Annotated in this window: 16 protein-coding genes and 1 other annotated feature; of the genes, 7 read left to right on the forward strand and 9 right to left on the reverse strand. The window is 42.0% G+C overall.

Going from position 1 to position 25,242, the window contains the following annotated elements; all coding sequences use genetic code 11:
- Positions 1-39: 39 nt before the first annotated feature.
- Positions 40-753 (forward strand): tRNA1(Val) (adenine(37)-N6)-methyltransferase, encoded by a 714-nt coding sequence (locus K358_RS0107555; RefSeq protein ID WP_027696254.1) that lies wholly within the window; start codon positions 40-42, stop codon positions 751-753.
- Between the two features lie 189 nt (positions 754-942).
- Positions 943-2,166, forward strand: coding sequence for an ATP-dependent RNA helicase SrmB (gene srmB / locus K358_RS0107560; protein WP_027696255.1), 1,224 nt, complete (start codon positions 943-945; stop codon positions 2,164-2,166).
- Between the two features lie 114 nt (positions 2,167-2,280).
- Here srmB and yaaA read toward each other — a convergent pair whose 3' ends face one another.
- Entirely contained in the window at positions 2,281-3,054 is a 774-nt protein-coding gene (gene yaaA, locus K358_RS0107565) for a peroxide stress protein YaaA (RefSeq protein WP_027696256.1), read from the reverse strand.
- 364 nt (positions 3,055-3,418) lie between these two features.
- Entirely contained in the window at positions 3,419-4,846 is a 1,428-nt protein-coding gene (locus K358_RS0107570) for an alanine/glycine:cation symporter family protein (protein WP_038149987.1), read from the reverse strand.
- Positions 4,847-5,559: 713 nt separating this feature from the next.
- Here K358_RS0107570 and K358_RS0107575 point away from each other — a divergent pair.
- A complete protein-coding gene (locus K358_RS0107575) occupies positions 5,560-5,745 on the forward strand; it encodes a DUF3545 family protein (protein WP_027696258.1) in 186 nt (61 codons plus the stop codon).
- Between the two features lie 152 nt (positions 5,746-5,897).
- Here K358_RS0107575 and K358_RS0107580 read toward each other — a convergent pair whose 3' ends face one another.
- Positions 5,898-6,437 carry a hemerythrin domain-containing protein gene (locus K358_RS0107580; protein ID WP_027696259.1) on the reverse strand — a complete coding sequence of 180 codons (540 nt, stop codon included), beginning with the start codon at positions 6,435-6,437 and terminating at the stop codon, positions 5,898-5,900.
- 128 nt (positions 6,438-6,565) lie between these two features.
- Complete coding sequence (gene ung, locus K358_RS18200; RefSeq protein ID WP_051241238.1) at positions 6,566-7,261, reverse strand: uracil-DNA glycosylase; 696 nt, start codon at positions 7,259-7,261, stop codon at positions 6,566-6,568.
- Positions 7,262-7,596: 335 nt separating this feature from the next.
- On the opposite strand from ung, the gene grcA reads away from it, so the two are divergent.
- The gene (gene grcA, locus K358_RS0107590) at positions 7,597-7,974 is read left to right on the forward strand and encodes an autonomous glycyl radical cofactor GrcA (RefSeq protein WP_027696260.1); all 378 of its coding nucleotides are present in this window, start codon (positions 7,597-7,599) and stop codon (positions 7,972-7,974) included.
- 155 nt (positions 7,975-8,129) lie between these two features.
- Here grcA and thrC read toward each other — a convergent pair whose 3' ends face one another.
- From thrC to thrA, 3 genes are read right to left on the reverse strand one after another with little or no spacing between them, the layout of a single operon-like run.
- The gene (gene thrC, locus K358_RS0107595) at positions 8,130-9,419 is read right to left on the reverse strand and encodes a threonine synthase (RefSeq protein ID WP_027696261.1); all 1,290 of its coding nucleotides are present in this window, start codon (positions 9,417-9,419) and stop codon (positions 8,130-8,132) included.
- Positions 9,416-10,384: a homoserine kinase gene (gene thrB / locus K358_RS0107600; RefSeq protein ID WP_027696262.1), complete on the reverse strand. Its 969-nt coding sequence runs from the start codon at positions 10,382-10,384 to the stop codon at positions 9,416-9,418. The genes thrC and thrB overlap by 4 nt, the downstream gene beginning before the upstream one ends.
- 8 nt (positions 10,385-10,392) lie before the next feature.
- Positions 10,393-12,852, reverse strand: coding sequence for a bifunctional aspartate kinase/homoserine dehydrogenase I (gene thrA / locus K358_RS0107605; RefSeq protein WP_027696263.1), 2,460 nt, complete (start codon positions 12,850-12,852; stop codon positions 10,393-10,395).
- A 33-nt stretch (positions 12,853-12,885) separates the two neighbouring features.
- Positions 12,886-13,008 (reverse strand) — a sequence feature (Thr leader region).
- Positions 13,009-13,460: 452 nt separating this feature from the next.
- On the opposite strand from thrA, the gene arcA reads away from it, so the two are divergent.
- A complete protein-coding gene (arcA, locus tag K358_RS0107610; RefSeq protein WP_027696264.1) occupies positions 13,461-14,177 on the forward strand; it encodes a two-component system response regulator ArcA in 717 nt (238 codons plus the stop codon).
- 115 nt (positions 14,178-14,292) lie between these two features.
- Here the strand turns inward: arcA and arcB are convergent, their stop codons facing one another.
- Positions 14,293-16,671, reverse strand: a complete 2,379-nt coding sequence (gene arcB, locus K358_RS0107615; RefSeq protein ID WP_027696265.1) for an aerobic respiration two-component sensor histidine kinase ArcB — start codon at positions 16,669-16,671, stop codon at positions 14,293-14,295.
- On the reverse strand, positions 16,668-18,401 hold the full coding sequence (locus K358_RS0107620) for a PAS domain-containing protein (protein WP_027696266.1): 1,734 nt from the start codon (positions 18,399-18,401) through the stop codon (positions 16,668-16,670). The genes arcB and K358_RS0107620 overlap by 4 nt, the downstream gene beginning before the upstream one ends.
- 635 nt (positions 18,402-19,036) lie before the next feature.
- Between K358_RS0107620 and gltB the strand changes: the two genes are divergently transcribed.
- Positions 19,037-23,581 carry a glutamate synthase large subunit gene (gltB, locus tag K358_RS0107625; RefSeq protein WP_027696267.1) on the forward strand — a complete coding sequence of 1,515 codons (4,545 nt, stop codon included), beginning with the start codon at positions 19,037-19,039 and terminating at the stop codon, positions 23,579-23,581.
- Positions 23,574-25,043, forward strand: a complete 1,470-nt coding sequence (locus K358_RS0107630) for a glutamate synthase subunit beta (RefSeq protein ID WP_027696268.1) — start codon at positions 23,574-23,576, stop codon at positions 25,041-25,043. The genes gltB and K358_RS0107630 overlap by 8 nt, the downstream gene beginning before the upstream one ends.
- Positions 25,044-25,242 lie beyond the last annotated feature (199 nt).

Here is a 25,242-nt window from a genome sequence, read left to right on the forward strand (position 1 = left end):
GACCATAAATTAGACACTTGAGCCAAAAGCATTGATATTATGAATAAAACTAAAGACTTTCATTTAAAGCAGTTCTCAATTTACGGTGGTCATTCCGGCATGGCAGTCAGTACTGATGGAATATTACTCGGTGCCTGGGCTAACATATCCAATCCCAATCACAGTTCAATATTAGATATTGGCACTGGTACTGGGCTACTAGCATTAATGTGCGCCCAAAGAAGCCAACAAAGTCAGATTACCGCCATTGATATTGATGACGATGCGATTAAAGCCGCGCAATATAATGTCGATAACAGCCCTTGGAGCAAAAGAATTAAGGTTATCAAGGCTCCGGCCCAGCAGTTAAAATCAAAGCAGCAGTTTGATCATATTGTTTGTAATCCACCCTACTTCAATTCAGGAGTCACCTCCGATTGGCAAGCCCGAGCAACCGCACGTCATACGCACACTTTGCCGCACAGTGAGTTACTTATCGCTTGTGCTAAGTTATTAACCCCATCCGGCAGTGCCAATTTTATTTTACCGAAAGCTGAAGGCGAAGCGTTTATTCAACTAGCTTTAGAACAAGGCTGGTTTGTAAAGCGACTCTGCCAAGTCAATACCACTGAGCATAAACCCGGCTATCGATTATTATTCACCTTAACTCGCGATCAAACCGAATGTCAGAATAGCCAGTTAACGATTCATCAAGCTGACGGTTATAGCGCACCATTTATTCAACTGACTCGCGATTTTTATCTCAAGATGTAATGACGCTAAGTAGAGATCTCTCACTGAAATTAGGATCTTGCAATATACCCAAGTGACTTCAATTAGCCTTGCCTAAAGCGGGTTTTATTCTTGCTGGAGACTCGCATCTTGCAGTCACTTGGGTATATAATGCGCGACCGTTTTAATAAACCCTGAACCTAAAGCCACTCGGCTTGTTGGAGAAATGACGTGATCAGAACTTTTGCTGAACTCGATTTAGACCAAAACCTTATTGAAGCCATTGAAGACATGGGCTTTGAGCGCCCGACTCAAATTCAGGCGGATGCCATTCCACAAGCGCTTGATGGCAAGGATGTCTTAGCGTCAGCTCCTACTGGTACAGGGAAAACTGCTGCATTTGCACTTCCTGCCCTACAGTTCTTACAAGATTTCCCACGTAAGAAAGCCGGCCCGGCTCGTGTACTAATCTTAACGCCAACTCGTGAACTTGCGATGCAGGTAGCTGACCAAACTCGCGCGCTGGCAAAAAATACCAACTTAAACATTTTCACCATTACCGGTGGCGTGATGTATCAAGAACACGCTGATATTTTGGGTACCACTCAAGATATCGTGGTTGCAACACCTGGCCGATTAATGGAATACATTGAAGCCGAGCGTTTTGATTGTCGAGCGATTGAATGGCTGATCTTAGATGAAGCAGATCGCATGCTAGATATGGGCTTTGGTCCAGTAGTTGACCGTCTATCCTCAGAATGTCGCTGGCGTAAACAAACTCTGCTTTTTTCTGCGACTTTAGAAGGCCGTGGCGTTGAAGGCTTTACTGAAGATCTACTAAAGAACCCGGTAAAAGTGGAAGCGGATCCCTCTCGACGTGAACGTAAAAAAATCACCCAATGGTATCACCGCGCCGATAATGCCGAACATAAACTGGCACTGTTAAAAAATATTCTTATCGAACAAGCTGAACGCACTATTATCTTTGTAAAGACTCGTGAACGTCTTGCAGAGCTTCGTGGACAGCTAGAAAGCGCTCAAATCGTCTGTTCATGGATCCAAGGAGAAATGCCTCAGGATCGTCGTAACAACGCGATTCAACGTTTCCGCGATGGTGAAGTGAATGTATTAATTGCTACCGATGTGGCGGCGCGTGGCATCGATTTACCCGATGTTAGCCATGTCATTAACTACGACATGCCAAGAACCGCGGATGTGTACCTACACCGTATTGGCCGTACTGCTCGCGCCGGTAAAAAAGGCAATGCGATTTCTTTGATTGAAGCCCATGACCAGCCGATGATTGATCGCGTGATGCGCTACACTCAAGATGAAATCAAAGAACGCTACATTAAAGATCTTCGCCCACAAAGCAAAAAAGCGACTTTTAAGAAGAAGAAAAAGAAAGCGCCTGCTGCGAAGAAGAAAACGGCTGTGAAAAAGAAGAAAAAGTAAGACATTCTTACTAAGCCATTCTCACCAAACCATTCTCGTAAAATTAAAAAGGAGCTACTATTCGCTCCTTTTTTACGTTTTCAGTTTACGCTTTCAAGCAACAAAAAATGCAGATTACTGCTCTTCTCGCTTAAACACCAATTCAGTTTCCGTAGATTCTGCCGCCACAAAGTAATAGCCGGCTGTATCGAATGCTTTCAACGCATCCAAATCTTCTACTTTATTTTCAATGATGTAACGCGCCATCATGCCGCGGGCTTTTTTCGCGTAAAAGCTGATCACCTTGTAGGTGCCATTTTTGCAGTCTTTAAATACCGGGGTAATGATTTTACCTTTCACACCTTTAGGCTTCACTGCTTTAAAGTACTCATTCGACGCTAGGTTAATTAACCACTCATCGCCTTGTGCTTGTAACGCATCATTGACTTTATCGGTAATGATATCGCCCCAGAACTGATACAGGTTACTACCACGTGGATTCGCTAACCTTGTGCCCATTTCTAAGCGATATGGCTGCATTAAATCAAGCGGCTTCAATAAACCATACAAACCAGACAGCATTCTTAAATGAGACTGAGCATAGTCGATATCCGCTTCCGACAGACTATTTGCATCTAGTCCGGTATACACATCGCCTTTAAAAGCAAACAACGCTTGACGCGCATTCTCAAAACTAAATTCAGAGCTCCATTGAGCAAAGCGAGCCACATTCAGACCAGCAATCTTATCACTGACTTTCATTAAACTAGCTACATCTGCAGGCGTAAGCTGACGGCATACTTCAATTAGCTCAGCAGAGTGATCGGTTAAATCAGGTTGAGTGTGCTTTTGGGTAGGAAGCGGAGATTCGTAATCAAGTGTTTTTGCAGGAGAAACCAATATCAGCATATTCAATCCATGTGTTCTGAGGGGTATTTGGCACCATTATAACAAAAAAGCCACGCATCGCTGCATGGCTTTTACTATTAGTGGTATACCCAAGTGACTTCAAGATGCAGAATTCAGAGCTATCATCCAAACTTTTAAGCAAGGAAGATTGGCGAAGGAATGTAAACACCTTTCAAACCAATCTGACGCAGCATAAAGGTTTGGATGAAGCTCCCGAAGGGCAAGTTAAAACAAGCTTTATGCTGCGTTAAATTAAATAGAGATAGAATAACTATGATCATATTCAATTTGCCTTGCCTACAGCTTGTTTTAATCTTGCTGAAACTCGCATCTTGAAGTTACTTGGGTATATAGGTCAAAGTTATTACTTAGACTCTTTACCCCATACGCCTTCTTCAATTTGAGAATGCAGTTCTGGGAAATCTTTCGCATCAAATGTCGGTAATTTACCTTCATCTAATTGCTTGTTGTAGTCTTTCGCTAGTTTAATAACGATACCAGACAACAATAAGATAGCCACTAAGTTAACAATCGCCATCAAGCCCATTGAGGCATCAGCAAGAGACCATACCGTTGGTAGTGTCGCTAATGAACCAAACATCACCATACCAAGTACAATGACACGGAAGATGTTTTTAGCATGACGAGATTTCTTAAAGATAAACACAATATTGCTTTCTGCGTAAGAGTAGTTAGCAATGATTGATGTGAATGCAAAGAAGAAGATCGCGATAGCAACGAAGGTTTTACCCCACTCACCAACTTGAGAGCTCAATGCGTTTTGCGTCAAGATGATACCTGTCACTTCACCGTGTGGCACATATTCACCTGATAGCAAAATGATCGATACTGTTGCAGTACAGATAACGATCGTATCAACAAATACACCTAGCATTTGCACATAACCTTGTGATGCTGGGTGTGGTGGATACGGAGTTGCTGCTGCCGCTGCATTTGGCGCAGACCCCATACCGGCTTCGTTCGAAAACAAGCCACGAGCAACACCCGTCTTAATCGCATTCATAATGGCGTAACCTATGCCACCAGCTGCCGCTTCTTGTAAACCGAAAGCACTCTTGAAGATTAATGAAATAGCACCCGGTACTTTATCTAGGTTCATAAAGATAACAATCACTGCTAGTACTAGGTAGAAGATCGCCATGATTGGCACTAGAATTTCCGCAGTACGAGCAATCTTACGGATACCACCGAAGATAACAAAACCAGAAAGCACAACCAGTACACCACCGACCATTGCTTTATTCCAAGCAAAAGCTGTGTGCATCGCATCTGCAATCGAGTTTGATTGAACCGCATTAAATACCAAGCCAAAAGCAATGATAAGGAAGATTGAGAATAGGATGCCCATCCAGCGCATACCTAAGCCTTTTTCCATGTAGTAAGCCGGACCACCAACATAAGTGCCGTCAGAACCTTTGGTTTTGTATAACTGGGCCAAGGTGCTTTCTGCAAATGCAGTGGCCATACCAACCATAGCAATGATCCACATCCAGAAAATTGCGCCAGGGCCACCCACGGTTAAAGCTACCGCAACACCCGCCATGTTACCTGTACCAACACGCGCAGCTAGGCTTGTACAAAAAGCTTGAAAAGAAGAAATGCCTGATGTATCTGCTTTACGGCTGTTTTTTAATACCGAAAACATGTGCGTAAAGTGGCGAAATTGAATAAGGCCAAGACGCACAGTGAAATACACACCAACGCCGACCAATAAGTAGACCAGAATAGATCCCCAAAGAAGATCGTTTAATAAAGCTATTAGATCCGTCACGCAAACCTCACCTAAATTAATGATTCATTTACCCTCACTATGAGAGTGAGTTCCCTCAACACTCAAATCATTTGAGTGTTCGCCTTATCTCTTTATATGTTCGTTGCTTTTATTATGTTTAGAGAAAAAGCACATCAAAATGCAATTTTAGATCTTAAACTATGGACTAAATCGATAATGACGGCAGGATAATGCAGGGCTACGCGCTAAAAATCAATATCAAATTTAATTCATAGTTATGCATTATTACACTAGATGATAGTAAGTTTTTGGTATATTTAATCTGTTTTTTCACATTAAAGAAAAACTTTTGACTATTAATTTTGAGAAATAAAAACTCAATTTTTCATCTTTGTTAAAAACAGGTAAATACTGAAAAGTTAAGAGTTAGTAAGGTCTCTACTCGAACACTACATCAATTATTATTTGATAATTCAATTTAGATATCTAACCCGAAAGTCAAGTAAACATACCACTAACACCATTAACATTTCCGCAACCCAGCACAAGTCAATCCTCCGCATTTTCCTACAAAAATAGTTTACTAAACGGCGAATTTTTACTCAGAAACAAATCATGAATCAAGCAGCATAATGACACAAAAGATTCATCTTTTAGAAACAAATGAGAAACACATCAAAGTTAACCTCTTAAAAAGTGTGGTATCAATAAAGTCCTGAATAGGATTCAGTATCAACAAAGAGGGATTACAGATGGAAAGCTTCCAATTAGAAGACATCATGGCAATGGAACCAAACCCTTATCGCGCTCACAAAACCAAGCCAACTAAGAGAAAATGGCGTGAGATTGAAGCGATTCAAGATAGACGCCAACTACAAAAGGAATTGAAAGAACTGGATTACTTTGGCGAGTACAATTTAGAAGACCTTGATATTTAAGGACCTATACTTTTAAAACACATAATCTTTAAACTTTGGATATGTAACCTTTAAAACCCAAATATCCATATTGTTATAATGACTAAATTGTTAGAATCGTTAAAAATAGAAAGCAGACACGCTTGATAATGTGTCTGCTTTATTTTTATCTATTAGCCATCTGACTTCATGTATTCAGACAGACGTTGGTACTCTTTATCAATACTTTGTCCAAATAGTGGATCACTATCTTCACTACCCCACAACTTTTCAACCGCCAACCAATCCTGCTCGGTAAAATGACGCTTTAATGTAGGTAAAATTTCACGCTCTTCAAAATCTAAATGCTTTTTTTGTTGATGGATAAAATGCTCTAAACGCTCGCAAAATACATCATTCGGGACCACCGCATCTTGCAACACCATCTCCAGCAAATCAGAAAACTCTTTGGTCGTTTCCGATAAGTTTTTATGCTCTTCCAGCAAATTGGCAATATTATGATTATCGCCATAATGCTCTAAAAAATAATGATAGATAAGATCTTCCTTCGGATGATGTGTCATTTCCGAATGCCGCTGAAGATAAGAAATAATATCATTAATAATCAGATAATTAATTGGCTTCTCTTGTTTTAAAAAATTAAGCTTCTGGTCCAGAATAACCAGCAATCGCACCATATAGCTGTGCTCACGGCTTATAATATTTCCTAGCATGGCTCCCTCCTACTCAGTCAACTACCACCACTATAGGTGATACTTTTCCTTCGCTATTGTCCATGGTCAAATATCGTTCAATCAGTATAGCTCATGCTCATTTTCTGTGATCCAAACCCACAATAAACTCAAATCAATTCAAATTGTTCATGTTGTTGCGAACTCACCGAAGCCCAGTTAATTGGGGACTGGCCTTGCTGTAATAAAAGCGTATTGGCTTGAGAAAAATGTTGGCAGCCAAAAAAACCACGATGAGCGGAAAGAGGAGACGGATGTGGAGCGGTCAAAATATGGTGCTTAGATGGGTCGATTGACGCGCCTTTTTTCTGCGCGTGGGCTCCCCACAATAGAAAAACCAATCCACTATGCGTTTGATTTAATTCTGCAATCACTTGGTCGGTGAACTTTTCCCAGCCAGACTTAGCATGCGAATGCGCCTTACCTTGCTCAACCGTCAATACCGTATTTAACAACAGCACTCCCTGCTCGGCCCAAGACACCAAGTTGCCGTGACTCGGAATAGTAAACCCCTCAATATCTTGCGCTAGTTCTTTATACATATTGACTAAAGAAGGCGGCGTTTTAATCCCAGGTTGTACCGAGAAAGCCAAACCATGCGCTTGATTAGGCCCGTGATAAGGATCTTGTCCTAGTATCACCACTTTCACTTGGTCAAATGGGGTATGGTCAAACGCTGAAAAAACCAAACTATCTTCAGGGTATATGTTTTTGCCTTGCGCTCGCTCACTCGCAACAAAGCTTTCAAGTTGTTTAAAGTAGCTTTGTTGTTTTTCATTTTCGATCACATCTGCCCACGTTGACATCGCTTAATCCCTATCATTATTTTCAGTTAATTTTGCCATTGTATCGTGAGGAGAGCCCAAGACGAACCACAAGGATGCGGTTATTTTCGTAGTAAATTAACCACATATTTATACTTCAATTATTTTTTAGAGTTTAAAATAATCTTACAACCCCTTATTTCTTTTGATTTTCTTGATTTACAGCAAGAAAACACACCAATAATGGAATCTAATTTTGGCTGTTTATTGATTTAAATCAATATTAATGTTGTGGTTATTAAGTATATAATGGCGTCATCGATTCGTTCGAAAATAACATCATATTTAATTCCACTTAAGTGGCAAAGGAGATGGGCATGATCCAAGGTATCCAAATTACTAAAGCAGCAAACGACGATTTACTAAACTCTATCTGGTTACTAGATAGCGAAAAAAATGAAGCACGTTGTGTTGCCGCTAAAGCTGGCTTTGAAGCGGATCAAGTTGTTGCTGCAGATTCTCTAGGCGACATCGAATACCGTGAAGTAAAAATTGAAACTGCACCACGCATCGAAGGTGGTCAACACCTAAACGTAAACGTTCTTTCTCGCGAAACGCTAGAAGACGCAGTGGCACACCCAGAAAACTACCCACAGCTAACTATCCGTGTTTCTGGCTACGCAGTACGTTTTAACTCTCTAACTGCTGAGCAACAACGCGACGTTATTGCTCGTACGTTTACAGAGTCTATGTAATTTTCAGGTTACTAGGCTCTTAGTTCCTAGTCCCTAGAAGATCAAAAAAGGTGCTCAATTAATATTGAGCACCTTTTTTATTTTTAATCAAAATACAATATAAATAACAGTGGTTTGGTCTTTTCCTAGAAACTAGGGACTCGTAACCTAGCGACCTATTTTTGCACTCTTCTCAACACTTCTTTCAGCAAATCAAAATCAGCCGCAAGATCTTCAGAAAGCAATTCCATCGCACCGTGTTTTGCTAGTGGGCCCGGAACGTCGATATTTGTATCCAGGATCTCATCCACCACTTCTTTAAATTTAGCTGGGTGAGCGGTACATAAGAATAAACCAGTTTCACCCTCTTGAAGCTGCTGAGTCAGAACTCGGTATGCAATCGCACCATGTGGCTCACATAAGTAACCAAGACTATTCAGCTCAACCACGGATTCCGCACTTTGTGTGTCAGTTACCATGCCTTTGCCGAGTGTATCTAGACCCCAACCTTTAATTCGACATAGTTCTTCAATACGCGGCCAGTTATTCGGTTGACTAACATCCATCGCGTTAGAAGTTGTCGCGACGGTTGGTTTTGGCTCCCACTTACCGGTTTCAAGGTAACGAGGCACCGTATCATTAGCATTAGTTGCGGCAATAAAGCGCTTGATTGGTAGTCCTAACGCTTTAGCCAGTAGGCCAGCAGTTAAGTTACCAAAGTTACCACTAGGCACTGAGATAACTAAATTATCACGCTCAGATTTAGTCATTTGAGCAGCTGCCTCAAAGTAGTAACATATTTGCGCCATTAAGCGGCTGATGTTGATTGAGTTGGCTGAGTTAAGGCCAATCTCTTCACGTAGCGCTTGATCATCAAAAGCTTGTTTTACTAATGATTGGCATGCATCAAAATCACCATCAATCGCCACAGTGTGAATATTGCCACCTAAGGTACAAAATAGTTTTTCTTGTAATGGGCTGATCTTTCCTTTTGGATACAAGATCACCACATTGATATTTTCCATCCCATAGAATGCATGGGCAACGGCAGCGCCAGTATCACCAGAAGTCGCTGTTAATATAGTAATCTTCTGGCCTTTATCTGCAGTGACAGCCGCCAAAGATTGCGCCATGAAACGGCCACCGAAATCTTTAAAAGCCAATGTCGGACCATGGAAAAGCTCTAGAGCGTAAACGCCATCTTTGACTGATTTAATCGGTGCTGGAAATTGAAAAGCCGCCGAAACCAGTTGATTCACTTGCTCAGCAGTTAACTCATCGCCAATTAACGCCGATAAAATCTTACTGCTACGGCTGATAAAATCTTCTGCTAGTAGTGATTCAATATCATCAAACTTAGGTAATTCTGATGGGAAAAATAACCCTTGATTACGACCTAAACCTTGACGTACCGCTTGGCCAAAAGAGACCTGCTCATCATTTTCTTTTATATTGTACAACTTCATAATTCACTTCCTGTTACTCTCGAACCTTCCTTGTCTAAACGACAAATATGCACGAAACCTTCATCATTTTGTAGGTAATTTTCATTTAACCAATGTGCGACTCGTTCTGCCACATCTTTCTTACTACAAATAGTAAACAATGTTGGGCCAGAGCCGGAAATACCGCAGGCTAATGCGCCTGCCGACATCGCGTATTGACGGGCATCCGCAAAACCTGGTAGCAACTTAGCGCGATAAGGTTCAGCAATCACATCTTTAATCAGTTTGGCGGCGAGCTCTGGTTGACCTGAATGACACGCATGAATAAAGCCACCGAGATGACGACCATGGGCAATAATATCTTGACGACGATATTGAGAAGGTAAAATCGAGCGCGCTTCAGCAGTCGACACTTTAATGCCCGGATAGGCCATCACCCAATACCAGTCATCAAAACAAGGCACTTCTTGGCTGATAATGCCGAGTTCTTCTAGCATTAACTGCAAACCACCTAGGTAACAAGGCGCAACATTATCGTAGTGAATACCACCAGAAATTTGTCCTTCCATTTCGCCCATTAACGCCAGTAGTTCCATTTCATTTAATGGCTGTTGGTGAAAACGGTTTAACGCATCTAGTGCCGCCACGATTGAACAAGCACTAGAGCCTAAACCTGAGCCAATCGGCATGTTTTTTTCTAGTGTCATTTGCAGTGGCAATAAAGGAATATTTTTCTTTTCCAATTCACGAGCAAACACTTGCCAACAATGGTAGACAATATTCTCTTTCGGGTCGGTTGGAAGCTTCGCAACAAAGCTTCCTGCGGTTTTCAAATCAAATGAGGTATCCGATGATTTCACTAAAACTCGGTCACCAAGCAAAGTACCGTCAATCGGTGATACTGCAGCGCCAAGAACATCAAAGCCAACACTGACATTACCGATTGAGGCTGGTGCATACACTGCGACACTTTGAGGTTGAGACATTGACATAATTAAACTCCTAATTTCCAACCTAAAGTACGCATCACATCAGAGAATACACCTGCTGCGGTCACTTGAGTCCCTGCGCCATAGCCACGCAACACCAATGGGATTGGTTGGTAATAACGGCTATAAAAGGCTAGCGCATTCTCACCATCTTTAATTTTGTACATAGGATCGTTTTCATCCACCGCAATCATTTTCACTTTACATTGGCCGTCTTCAATCGTGCCAACATAACGCAATACTTTCCCCTCTTGAGCGGCTTTTTCTGAAAGGTCTGCAAAGTAAGCGTCCGCTTGTGGCAGTCGTTCCATAAATTCAGCAACACTACCTGAATCATCAAAGCCCGGTGGCAAGGCTTGCTCAACAATCACATCTTCTAACTCAAGTTCCATACCTGCTTCACGAGCGAGGATCAGCAATTTACGCGCGACATCCATACCTGAGAGATCATCACGAGGATCCGGCTCGGTAAAACCATTTTCATCGGCGATATTGGTTGCCTGGCTTAACGTCATGCCTTCATCTAGCTTGCCAAAAATGTAAGAAAGTGAACCGGATAAAATACCATTAAATTTCTCTAATTCATCCCCCGCTGAGATCAAGTTTTGCAAGTTCTCAATAACCGGTAAACCCGCACCTACGGTTGTTTCATACATCAATTTACGGCGAGTGCTTCTCGCGGTTTCTCGTAGTTGATGGTAGTAACTCATGCTCGCAGTATTAGCTTTCTTATTCGGTGTCACCACATGGAAACCTGCCGCTAAGAAGTCGGTGTATTGATTGGCGATAGATTCACTCGAAGTACAATCAACTAGTACTGGGTTAATGATGTGATTACGTTGCACCAAAGCGATCATACGCGCTAAGCTGAACTCTTCAGTGGCATGGGCCATTCGGTCACGCCAATTTTCTAGCGGTAAACCATCACTATCAAGTAATAAACCTTTTGAGTTGGCTAAACCGCATACTCGAATCACAATACCTTTTTCTGCCAATTTGGCTTGCTGACGCTGGAACTGATCAACCAACTCGCCACCAACACCACCAATACCAACCACGAATACATCGAGGAAATGCTTAGAATTAAATAGGTTCTCATGACAAGCTTTGATGGCAACTGCGATTTTATCTTCTGGAATAACCGCAGAAATCGCGCGCTCTGAAGAGCCTTGAGCGATAGCCACGACATTCACATTAACCTCAGCAAGCGAGGCAAAGAATTGTGAAGCCACACCACGTGCGGTGCGCATTTTGTCCCCTACTAACGTCACAATCGCAACATTGTCGGTAAACTCAATCGGATCAAGTAGTCCATCTTTTAATTCAAGTTCGAAACCATCTTGCAAGGCTTGCTCAGCTTTTTCTTTATCTTGTGCTTCGATACAAAAGCTAATGCTGTATTCCGATGATGATTGAGTGATCAAGACAATAGAAACGCCAGACGTCGACATCGCGCCAAATACGCGGCTCGCCATGCCAACCATGCCTTTCATACCTGGGCCTGAAACATTGACCATAGTCAGTTGGCTTAAGGTAGTAATTCCCTTAATCGCAAGGTTATCTTCACCTGTATCTTGACCGATTAAAGTACCTGCACCTTGAGGATTAAAGCTATTTTTGATTAAACAAGGGATTTGAAACTGGGCAATAGGAGCGATAGTTTTAGGGTGAAGTACTGAAGCGCCGAAATAAGAGAGCTCCATCGCCTCTTGATAGCTTAACGATTTCAGTAACCGTGCATCTTCGACTAGTCTAGGATCGCAATTATAAACGCCGTCTACATCTGTCCAAATTTCACAACAATCAGCACGTAAACACGCTGCCAATACCGCTGCAGAGTAGTCAGAGCCATTACGGCCTAAAGTCACTAATTCGCCTTTAGCATTACCGGCAGTAAAGCCAGGCATGATATTAATGTGCCCCGCAGGTAGAGGTTTACGCTGGAAGTTGCCTGTCGAAATATCCACATCGACCATAGCTTCTAAATGATCGCCTTTGGCAAACAAGTACTCAACCGGATCAATTAAGCTCGCAGGCTTACCTTTCGCCTCGATAACCGCTTTCATTAATTGAATTGAAATACGCTCACCTTTACTGATAATGCGCGCATTGACATGATCTGGGCACATTCCCAATAGCGCCATACCGTGCACATATTGACGAAGTTGCTTCATTGAGGTCTTAACTTGAGTATCAAACGCTAAGTATTCCAATCCTTCGACTTGTTGTTTGATTTGCTCAAAAAGAGCATAAAATGATTGTTCTAAGTCATTAATTAATAACTCTGCTTCACCATTTTTTAGTGTGTTTTCAATCACTGCAACCAATTTATTGGTCGTTTTACCCGGTGCAGAAAGCACCACGGCCAAGTCTTCTTGTTGAGCATTGTTAATAATAATATCTGCTGCCCTTAAAAATCGGTCAGCATCGGCCAGTGAAGACCCTCCAAATTTTAGTACTCGCATCCCTTCCTCCAAAATTTCACTTCTAAATTTGCATAAAAAAAGGCCTGTATCTGGTGGGATACAGGCCTTTTTTTGAAAACTTTCGCTTACCAGCCTGCCCCAACATTAATGGTGTCGGTCATAATTGAGGTCATAATGGTGATGCTGGTAAAAAACGTCATTGCTTATGTCTTATCTTGTTATCAACTATCTCTACATTTACCGACTTAAAGGCAAAGAGTCAATGAAAAGTTACCTTTATTCTCATTTAGCTCAAAAATACAGACCAAAGACACAAAATACTTACCTCTCATCAATCGAGCATCATTAATCGTAGGTAAGATGAATAACTATTACTGATATTTAACATTCTTCTTTCAAACTGATTGATGCAAATCAACAAACCGATAATTAGGTTATATTCACTTATTGTTAGCAAGCTGTTAAGACTGTAGACTCAAACCCATAATCAACAACTCAGCTACTATTTCTGTTTTTATCTATATTAAAGCTGTGTTTGTAAACTGTTTTACTGCTAATGACTCTCGTGATGTAAATAAAGTTGCTAGCAAAATGTTATTTTTATTTAGAATTAATAAACCATTTAAAGTCATGATTTAGGTACTCCTATGCATACCCCACAAATTCTTATCGTTGAAGATGAACAAGTCACACGCAATACGCTGAAGACTATTTTTGAAGCAGAAGGATATACTGTTTTTGAGGCCATTGATGGCGATAACATGCACCAGATTTTATCCGAAAACCCAATTAACTTGGTGATTATGGATATCAACCTACCTGGTAAAAATGGCCTACTTCTGGCTCGTGAACTAAGAGAACAAGCCAATGTTGCGCTTATGTTCTTAACTGGTCGCGATAACGAAGTTGATAAAATTTTAGGCTTAGAAATCGGTGCTGATGACTACATTACAAAACCATTTAACCCTCGTGAATTAACTATTCGTGCTCGTAACCTACTGCAACGCTCTATGCACAGCGGTGATGCGCAAGAAGAGAAACGTACAGTTGAAAAATACGAGTTCAACGGTTGGGTACTTGATATCAATAGCCGCTCATTAGTTAACCCTATGGGTGAAAGCTACAAGCTACCGCGCTCTGAATTCCGCGCATTACTGCACTTCTGCGAGAATCCAGGCAAAATTCAAACTCGTGCCGATCTATTGAAAAAAATGACTGGCCGCGAATTGAAACCACACGACCGTACTGTTGACGTGACGATTCGCCGTATTCGTAAACACTTTGAATCAATCGCTGATACTCCTGAAATTATCGCGACTATTCACGGTGAAGGTTATCGTTTCTGCGGTGAACTAAGCGAATAATCTCCATCTAGATAGCTAACAAACTTAAAGGCCTCGCAATCTCTTTATTAAAGAGATTGCGAGGCCTTTTGCTTTATGACTATACCCAAATTCTGAGATATCACCTTGACGTTACTTAAGCATACCGCTCTATCCATCGCTTTAAGGTATTAATATCTTGCTGGTAACATTGATTCATGTTTTCAATCCAGCCTGCGACATTTTCTCGCCATTCCTCAGCTTCTGGTGTTTGAGCAAGCTGCGCAAGTTGCTGAATACGTTGCAAACCAACCGACCCCGCAGCGCCTTTAATTTTGTGCGCTTCCGACACTAAGTTCTCATCATCACCAACACTTAAATACTGATTGAGTTGTTGCATATAATCAGGAATGGTTTGTTCAAACATCAGTAGGCTATCTAAAACAGGCTGCTTGCCAACAATATCAAGATAAGAGTTCAACATTTCAGTATCAATCACCGACAGTTGAGTCCCCTCTTGCAGACTTACACCTTCAGTATTTGGTGAGTTTACCGCTACTTTGGGGGCTGATTTAGCTCCGGATGAATTATGGCCAGAAGAGTTACTTCCAAAAAAATTACTCACTACCTGATTAATATCTTTAATCGATAGTGGCTTACTGATCGCATCATCTATGCCTTTTTCAATATATTCCTTCTGATTTTTCATTACATTAGCAGTCAAAGCGACTAATGGTGGTAACTGAGAATAAGTTTGTCGGAGCTGCTGAGCAATATCAAAGCCGGTCATATCTGGCAATTGAATATCTAAAAAGACTAAATCATAGTTTTCTGGTTTAAAGCATCTAAGCGCCTCTTCTCCTGACATCGCCACTTCAAGACTATGCCCTAAGTTTTCCAATACTGAACGAGCTACTGTGACATTCAGTTCAATATCTTCCACCATAAAGATGCGTAGACTTGGTTGAGATTCCATATGGCTAATGGATTCTTCTATTTGCGTGGTAGGCACTCGGATTGACACCACAAAGGTACTGCCAAACCCTAGTTCACTTGAAACAGTGATTTCACCTCCCATACGATGAGCAAACTCTTGGGAAACCGCTAAGCCAATCCCGGTACCGACTGCATGTAAGTTATCCTTTCCTGACTTCACCTGATAGTACATACCAAAGATATTATCGACTTCATCCTCAGGAATACCGATACCTGTATCTTCAATTTCAAACTCAATATTGGCAACATCCTCATCAACATCCGCGCTGACATTGATGGTAACGCCACCTTGCTTGGTAAATTTCATCGCATTGCTAACTAAATTCCACAGCACTTGCCGTAACCGAGTCGCATCCACCATAATCGCTGGCGGAAGGTCGGTTAGACGATCGAGCTCAAACGTGAGCCCTTTTTGTTCAGCCATTAAACTGGAAATGGTTTCAATATCAGTGATAAAACTATGGAAGTCGGTCGCAACAGGAAGAAGCTCTAACTCTCTACGGTCAAACTTATCAAGATCAATCACATCATTAAATATATGACCTAAAGTGATGGCACTGATATTGATTGTCTGCATGTACTGCCGCTGCTCTTGATCGAGCTTAGAATCGAGTAATATACGACTTAATCCGACAATACCGTTCAAAGGCGTTCTTAGTTCATGACTAATAGTTGAGATAAATTTGGTTTTATCTTGGCTGGCTTTAAGTAATGCGTCTTGGTATGCCTTTCGCTCAGTAATGTCTCGTCCGAACCCTACCAAGCCAAGCAGCTGGTTTGATTTGTTATAAAAAGGCAATTTACGAAACTCAAAGTACGCTTTGTGACCATTTGGGTATTCAAGCCACAGATCATAGGCCAACTCTCGATTCTCTAAAAAAACCGTTTTATCCGTTGCTTCTACTTGCTGACGCGTAGAGTTATCTTTATACACATCATAAATAGATAACCCCACCAATTCCGATTCTGTTAATCCAACTAATTCTTCGAAAGCACGGTTACAACCGGAAAACAGCCCTTCGGTATTGCGGTAATAAATTAGATCAGGGGAAGCATCCAAAAATGAGCGTAATAAAGCGGTACGTTCTGCCAACTCCACTTGTGCTTTTTCACGTTGATAAATCTCATTTTCAAGATCTTGCATAACCTCTAAACGAGCTTCTTCTGCTTTTTTTCTTTCATTAATTTCTTGATTCAACTTATGTATATTTTCTTGCAGCTCTATATTTAATTGATGATCGCGTTGACGCATGTCTTTCAACTTATCGACCATTTTAGTTAAGCGTTGACGAGACTCTTCAAGTTGATCGACCACAACCGTTAAAAAATACACCGCCCAAGGAGTAATTAATAAACCAAAAAATACCGATCGAATAATCACAATATTCTCTATATGCCCGATCAACACTAGGCTAACGACCGCTTGCAATAACACTGAAAAACACACTAACGCCAACGCCAGCAACATAGAGAATTTAACCATTCCCAATTTAACCAATAAATCGACATAATATTGGGCAAGGTTTTTTAACACATTCATGATGAAGTCTGATCTCCTGAGCTAGCCTTTAGAGAAGAGTGTAAGGTTTTAAGCTGAGTTTGATTTTTCCCGCCCAACTTAGCAGCATCAAGTGCTTGACGAGCCGTTTCAACAATAGACAGTGAACTTAAATCTTTTTGTGGAATTCCACTGGCGACACCAACATTGACCGAAAAACATTCTGATACTGAAGAATTCTGATGTTCCATATTAAGCTCATTAATCGTTTGATGGATCTTATCGGCCACCAATAGACAGGATGGTGCTTGAGTTTCCGGTAATAGCAGCAAGAATTCCCCTTCAAATTCACCAACCGCTAGCAAGTCTGCTCCCCTTTTAATTACCTCTTCAAATCTCGCAGAAATCTCCACAAGTCGATCTGATCCAGATTCTTGCTCATTCTGATTAATAACCACATGACAAATCATCACGGTTAAAGGTGATTGTTGGCGCAACTGTAATTGCCAAACTGCTTGTAATTGAGAATAAAAGTGCCGACTGTTAGAAATTTTTAATGTGTGATCAAAATGACTAAGCTGCAATAACTCTTCATTGGCGTCGGCCAGTTGCTGCTTAACTAAAAAGTGCTCGGTGACATCTCTAGCAATTAATAAGCCGCCAGTATTACCAGTAAAGGGCTCGGTATAAGGCGCTTTTAATACGTCATACCAGGTCGGCTCACCATCAATACTTTTTACTTTATCAATAAAGTGAAGTGTTTGTTTTTCTTCAAGCACTTTTAAATCTGTAGCTGCAAATTTTTCAGCTATCTGTTGAGGCAAAATCTCATCTAAGCTATGACCAATAATATCTTCTGTTTTAGCTATGCCTAATGAGTCTGCATATGCTTGATTACAAGCCTCATGAATACGGTTTTGGTTAAACATCGCAATCGGATCGGGCGATGCTCGTAATATAGACTGTAATAAGGTCTCACTCCTCGCGAGATCAAGCTCAATTGTCCGTCTTTTATCCATCTCATCAGAGTAAGATTGTTGAGTATAATACCAATCCGAAACATCATGGCTGAGCCCAACGACCGCTTTTAGGCTGTTATCAACCGAAATTAATGGCGTAAGGTGAGTTTCAAGTAAGCAATTATCACCATTAGGTGTTGTCGTCCACCTCTGGTACGAACTTGCCTCATGAGTGAGATTTATATTTTCAGCAGCAACGCCCTCTCCCTCTCTATGTAACCAAAATCTCTCATAGGCACGATTGGTAAATAACATTTCACCATCAACACTTTTAATGAAAATATGTTCAGATAGGCAATTTAACGCTTCTAAAGTTATCGGAAGATTGTTATCCCGCTCTATGTGTTGCGATTTAGTGGCATGGACCACCAAAGTTTTACGGCCCCGATAGCGAGCAGAATACTGCGTAAAATGAATAGAGGGTCTATTGGTATCCGATACTTCCCATTCTTGATATGGGTTAATTTGAGCAGCATCGAGTATGGAAAGTAATTGTTGAGAAGAAATTCGAGCTGGTAATAAAAAACGCAACCCTACTTGGCGAATTGATAACTGTTGCATCGCCTTACGGTTTGCATCAACCACTACACCTGTATGCGCTTCCACCAAAAATATCGCCGTCGGGGCATCTTTAATAGAAAAAACCAAACTTGTTCGGCGAGTATGATGAAAATAATAAATCATCACTAAAAATAACAAGACAACTAGAACATCTAGTGCAAAGCTATGCTCCAACAACGAAAGCCAATCCATGTTCCACCATATCGCTTAAAAATTAACTCGCATATATTACAAGTAAATAGATTGATTGTGGCGGATTGTTTCGCACTTCAACTATAAAACTTTCTTCAATCAAAAATACTTGCGCCAAAGTTCTTTATACTTAATGGGGATTCCCCCAATAAATAATAGTGATATCACTCCAATCTCGCCTAGCCAACAAGCAAACAAAAACAAATAAAAATTCAAAAAAACAGCATATTATCCACAAATAGACGGACCTATGGTCTTTTAATATGCAAATACCGCAAAAAAATTAATCATTTTTGTGTAACTTTTGTTGGAATTACATAGTACAAAAATGTAGGATGGTGGCACGATGCTGTGTTTTTCGTGATGAATATCACGTCAATATTTAGGAATAAATCGCTAGCATTTCCTTGAATGGAAGCATAAAAAGCCACTAGTTTTTTGTATCACTTCCCGAAGGAACTAAGAAACAACTTTTTCGCAAATAGTTTTCTGCGAATATATTGAAAGGAATCGCACTTACTAGACCGAGCAATGTCAGTAAGGAAGATTATAAGTACATAAAAGGACAAGCAGCCATGTCGATAAGCATAGACGCTAATTCGCTAAGCTGCCATTTAACTTGGAAGGATGTATCTATGGTAAGTAGAGAGCAAAGTACACAAGGATTGTACACTCCTGAGCTGGAGCATGATGCCTGTGGGATCGGTTTTGTTGCTCACTTAAAAAACCGTAAATCTCACGCTGTGGTAACACAGGCGCTGGATATGCTAGCCCGCATGGAACACCGCGGTGGTCAAGGTTGTGATCCTTGTAGTGGTGATGGTGCAGGTATCTTACTGCAAAAACCTCATGAATTTCTTTTAGAAGAAGCCGTCAAACTCGGCATCAAACTCCCATCATTTGAAAAATATGGTGTTGGTGTTGTTCTATTCCCTAAAGATGAACATAAACGCCAGCAATGCCGCGATATTTTAGAGCGTAACGCTAAGCGCCTTGATCTTGAAATTTTAGGCTACCGCGTTTTACCAGTCGATAATTCAATGATCGGCGAAGATCCACTCAGCACCGAACCTCAATTTGAACACGTCTTCATTTCTGGTGGCCCGAGTATGGATCCAGCAGAACTTGAACGTAAGCTTTATGTGCTACGTAACTACACAGTTCGCGTGTGTCTTGAGTCTGTATCTAACATTGGCGATGATTTCTATATCAACTCATTGTCTTACAAGACTTTGGTTTATAAAGGCCAGCTCACCACAGATCAAGTTCCTCAATACTTTTTAGATCTACAAAACCCAACCATGGTGACGGCGTTAGCACTGGTACACTCACGCTTTTCAACCAACACATTCCCAAGATGGCGTCTTGCACAACCATTCCGTTACATTGCCCACAATGGTGAAATTAACACCGTACGCGGTAACTTGAACTGGATGAAGGCACGTGAAGCCATTTTAGAATCAAACTTATTCTCAAAAGCCGAAATCGACATGCTACTGCCGATTTGTTCAGAGAATGGTTCAGATTCATCTAACTTTGATATGGCATTAGAACTACTGGTTCTTTCAGGCCGTAGCTTGCCACACGCTTTAATGATGTTGATCCCTGAAGCATGGCAAGAAAATAAAAACATGGATCCAACCCGTCGTGCTTTCTACCAATACCATGCCAATATCATGGAACCTTGGGATGGCCCGGCTTCTGTTTGTTTCACCGATGGTGTTCAAGTAGGTGCAACCCTAGACCGTAACGGTCTACGTCCTTCTCGCTATACCGTAACCAAAGATGATTTCTTGGTGATGGCATCAGAGTCTGGCGCAGTTGAAATCGCACCAGAGAACATTGAATACCGTGGCCGCTTACAGCCAGGTCGTATCTTTGTTGCCGATCTCGAACAAGGTCGCATTATTTCTGATGAAGAAGTAAAAGACAGTATTGCTACCGCTAAGCCTTATGAGCAATGGGTTCAAGACAACCTACTCACTCTAAAAACGCTGCCTGATGCCGATAACATGCATCACCAGCCTTCTCCTGCTCGCTTGCTACAACATCAACAAGCGTTTGGTATTACGAGCGAAGAAGTAAACGACATCATTCATGTACTCGCAGAAACGGGTTATGAACCTCTGATGTCAATGGGTGCAGACTGGCCATTAGCAATATTGTCACACCAATCGCAGCACTTATCACACTACTTCAAACAGCTGTTTGCTCAGGTAACTAACCCACCAATCGATCCGATTCGTGAGCGCATGGTTATGTCATTGAACACCTACTTAGGTCGTGACCATAACCTGTTAACGGAAACGCCGGAACACTGTCGAAAAGTAGAGTTAGAGTCGCCTGTTTTATCTAATGCAGAGCTTGAAAAACTACGTGCGATCGATAATGAGCACTTGCAAGCTAAAACATTAGACATCGTTTTCCGTGCCACCGAAGAGCCGGGTAAACTAGAGCGTGCACTAAAACGTATTTGCCAGTATGCAGAAGATGCAGTGGTAGATGGTTACTCGATTATTCTGTTAACCGACCGTGCAACCAACTCTAACCACGCGGCAATTCCAGCCATGTTGGCGGTTGGCGCAGTACATCACCACTTAATCCGTAAAGGTTTACGTGCGAAGTGTGACATCGTAATCGAGACAGGTGATGCTCGCGAAACGCACCACTTTGCAACTCTCGTCGGTTACGGTGCTAATGCGGTTAACCCATATTTGGTCACAGAAACGATTGTTGATCTTCAGAAGAAGAAAAAACTCGATCCTGAAGTTCCAACTGAAGACTACTTCAACAACTACCGTAAAGGCATCAATGCTGGCTTGTTGAAGATTTTCTCTAAAATGGGTATTTCTACACTACAGTCGTACCATGGCGCACAAATCTTTGAAGCGCTTGGTATTAGTAAATCTGTCGTTGATAAATACTTCACCGGTACCGTTTCTCGTATTCAAGGTTTAACCATTGACGATATCGCACGCGAAGTATTAGTCCGTCACCGTGTCGGTTACCCAACTCGTGAAATCCCAATTCAAATGTTGGATGTGGGTGGAGTTTATCAGTGGAAACAACGTGGTGAAAAACACCTGTTTAACCCTGAAACCATTTCACTGTTGCAACAATCGACGCGTAACAAAGACTACGCACAGTTTAAGCAATACGCGAAAACGGTTGATGACCAAGGTGATAACGCTGCAACACTACGTAGTCAGCTAGATTTCATCAAAAACCCAGCAGGTTCAGTCCCACTTGAGGAAGTTGAGCCAATTGAGAACATTCTGAAACGCTTTGCCACAGGCGCAATGAGTTTTGGTTCTATTTCTTACGAAGCTCACTCAACCCTAGCAGTTGCGATGAACCGCATTGGCGCTAAGTCAAACTCTGGTGAAGGTGGTGAAGACCCAATTCGTTTTGAGAAAAAAGACAATGGTGACTGGGAACGTTCGGCAATCAAACAGGTTGCTTCAGGTCGTTTCGGCGTAACCTCTTACTACCTAACTAACGCTGATGAGCTACAAATCAAGATGGCTCAAGGTGCGAAACCAGGTGAAGGTGGTCAGCTACCAGGTGATAAAGTGGATGATTGGATCGGGGCGACTCGTCACTCGACTCCAGGAGTTGGCTTAATTTCACCACCACCGCATCACGATATTTACTCTATCGAAGATTTAGCTCAGCTTATCTACGATCTGAAAAATGCTAACCGCGACGGTCGTGTCAACGTCAAGCTAGTATCAGAAGCGGGCGTAGGTACCATTGCATCAGGCGTTGCAAAAGCAAAAGCGGATGTCGTCCTAATTGCTGGCTTTGATGGTGGTACAGGTGCATCACCTATGTCTTCAATCCGTCACACTGGTTTACCGTGGGAACTTGGCCTAGCTGAAACTCACCAAACCCTACTGAAAAACGGCCTACGTAACCGTATCGTTGTTCAGTCTGATGGTCAGATGAAAACACCTCGTGACCTTGCTGTCGCTACACTACTTGGCGCAGAAGAATGGGGCGTAGCAACCGCAGCACTAGTGGTTGAAGGCTGTATCATGATGCGTAAGTGTCACAAAAACACTTGCCCAGTTGGTATTGCAACACAAAACAAAACCTTGCGTGAGCGCTTTGATGGCCGCGTAGAAGATGTCGTGACTTTCTTCCAATACATGGCAGAAGGTTTACGTGAAGTAATGGCAGAACTTGGTTTCCGTACTATCGATGAAATGGTTGGTCAATCTCACAAACTAAAAGTACGTGATGATATCCAGCACTGGAAATATAAGAACCTCGATCTTAGCCCAGTACTGCATGTTCAACCGCCTCGCGCTGAAGATGGTATCTACAATCAGAAACCACAAAATCACGGCTTAGAAGCAGTACTGGATCGTAAGTTAATTGAAGCGGCTCAACCTGCTTTAACTAAAGGTGAAGCAGTAGAAGCACTCTTCCCTATCATTAATACCGACCGTAGTACGGGTACTATGCTGTCGAATGAAATTTCGAAAGTATATAAAGACCAAGGTCTACCAAAACCAATGAACGTTAAGTTCACCGGCTCTGCTGGTCAGTCATTCGGTGCTTTCCTTGCGAAAGGCGTTAAGTTTGAAGTGGAAGGCGATGCCAATGACTACTGGGGTAAAGGTCTATCAGGCGGTACATTAGTACTCTACCCTGATCGCCGTTCGACAGTGGTTGCTGAAGATAACATCGTAGTTGGTAACGTATGTTTCTACGGTGCAACATCAGGTCAATCCTTTATCCGTGGTATGGCTGGTGAACGTTTCTGCGTTCGTAACTCTGGCGCACACGTAGTCGTTGAAGGAGTTGGTGACCATGGTTGTGAGTACATGACTGGTGGTTCAGCGATTATCCTTGGCTCAACAGGTCGTAACTTTGCTGCTGGTATGAGTGGCGGTGTGGCTTATGTTTGGGATAAAGATGGTGACTTCGATAAGAAGCTCAACCCAGAGTTAGTGGATGTCGATCCAATTGAAGCTGAAGATAAAGCGTTCATTAAAGATATGCTGACCAAGCATGTTGAGTACACAGGAAGTACAGTGGCGCAAAGCTTCTTAGCTGATTTTGAAAACAACCTAGCAAGCTTGGCAAAAGTCATGCCTCGTGATTACAAAGCTGTATTGCAAAAGCGCAAACAAGCCGCAAACAAGGAAGAGTTGGAGGCCGTCAATGGGTAAGCCTACTGGATTTTTAGAGCACGGACGTGAACTACCGAAAAAAGTCGATCCGAGTGTTCGTATACAAGACAATAAAGAGTTTGTACTCGATGAGGAGTTTGGTGAAAAAATCAATACTCAAGCTTCTCGCTGTATGGATTGTGGTGTGCCGTTTTGTCATAGCGGCTGCCCAATTGGGAACATCATTCCTGAATTTAACGATGCGGTATACCGTGATAGCTGGGAAGAAGCTTGGAATATTCTAAGCAGCACCAATAACTTCCCAGAATTTACTGGTCGCGTGTGTCCTGCACCATGTGAAACCGCCTGTGTACTGGGTATTAACCAAGACCCTATTACCATTTGTAATATCGAGAAAAACATTGCTGAGCGCGCCTATAAAGAAGGCTTTGCTAAAGCACGTAAACCTCGTAAACGCACAGGAAAAACCATTGCGATTGTCGGTTCTGGCCCTGCTGGGTTATCTGCAGCAGAACAGCTCAATGCTGCAGGCCACTCAGTGACCATATTTGAGCGTGATGAAAAAGTCGGTGGCCTACTACGTTTTGGTATCCCTGACTTTAAACTCAGCATGGACGTCATCGACCGTAAAATCGACTTGATGGCAGAAGCTGGCGTTACATTTGAAGTTAACGCTCATATTGGCGTTAACATCAATGCGCAGCAATTACGTCAAGAGTTTGATGTAATACTGCTTACGGGTGGTTCTACGGTTCCACGTGATTTACCAATTCCAGGCCGCGAGTTAAAAGGCGTCCATTTTGCAATGGAATTCCTAGGTCAAAACAACCGCCGTGCTAACAACATGGATCTCAAAGGTGAAGAAATTCACGCTAAAGATGATCATGTTGTGGTGATCGGTGGTGGTGATACTGGCTCTGACTGTGTAGGTACGTCAAACCGTCATGGCGCAGCAAGCATTACTCAAGTAGAAATCATGCCGATTCCACCTGAGCAACGCCCGGCTAACCAACCTTGGCCTCAATATCCAATGATCATGAAGACCACCACTTCTCACGAAGAAGGTTGTGAGCGTCATTGGAATATTTTGACCAAAGAGTTTATTGGCGATGAAAACGGTAATGTAAAAGAATTACGTATTGCAGACATTGTATGGGATGACGCGAAACCAGGTGAACGCCCAGGATTTAAAGAAGTGGAAGGCTCTGAGCGAGTCATTCCATGTACCAAAGCTTTCTTAGCTATGGGCTTCTTACATCCAGAGCCAAGCGGCGTACTTGCCCAATTGGACATCAAACTTGATGATCGAGGCAATGTCGCAGCCGAAGGTTATGCCACCAATCAAAAAGGTGTGTTTGCTGCAGGTGATATGCGTACCGGCCAATCACTGGTTGTTCGCTGTATCAATGAAGGTCGTGAATGTGCTCGTGCTGTAGATGCTTACCTAATGGGTAACTCACATCTAGAAGCAAGAGCCGATTCTTTGATGAAATCTGCGTAAACAACTCAATAATGTGATACCCAAAGCCCCGTTAATTCGGGGCTTTTTCGTATACTGCTTGGGGCTTTCGTATACTGCTCGGAGCTTTTCGTATACTAATAATTATTTCAGTTCAAAATATTAAGGTTAAAAAGGTCATTCAAGATGCGAAAACTCAGCACCTTAGCTATGGTTATATTACTTACTGGTTGTACTCAGA

This window comes from Vibrio litoralis DSM 17657 (genome assembly GCF_000426765.1).
Classification (GTDB): Bacteria; Pseudomonadota; Gammaproteobacteria; order Enterobacterales; family Vibrionaceae; genus Vibrio; species Vibrio litoralis.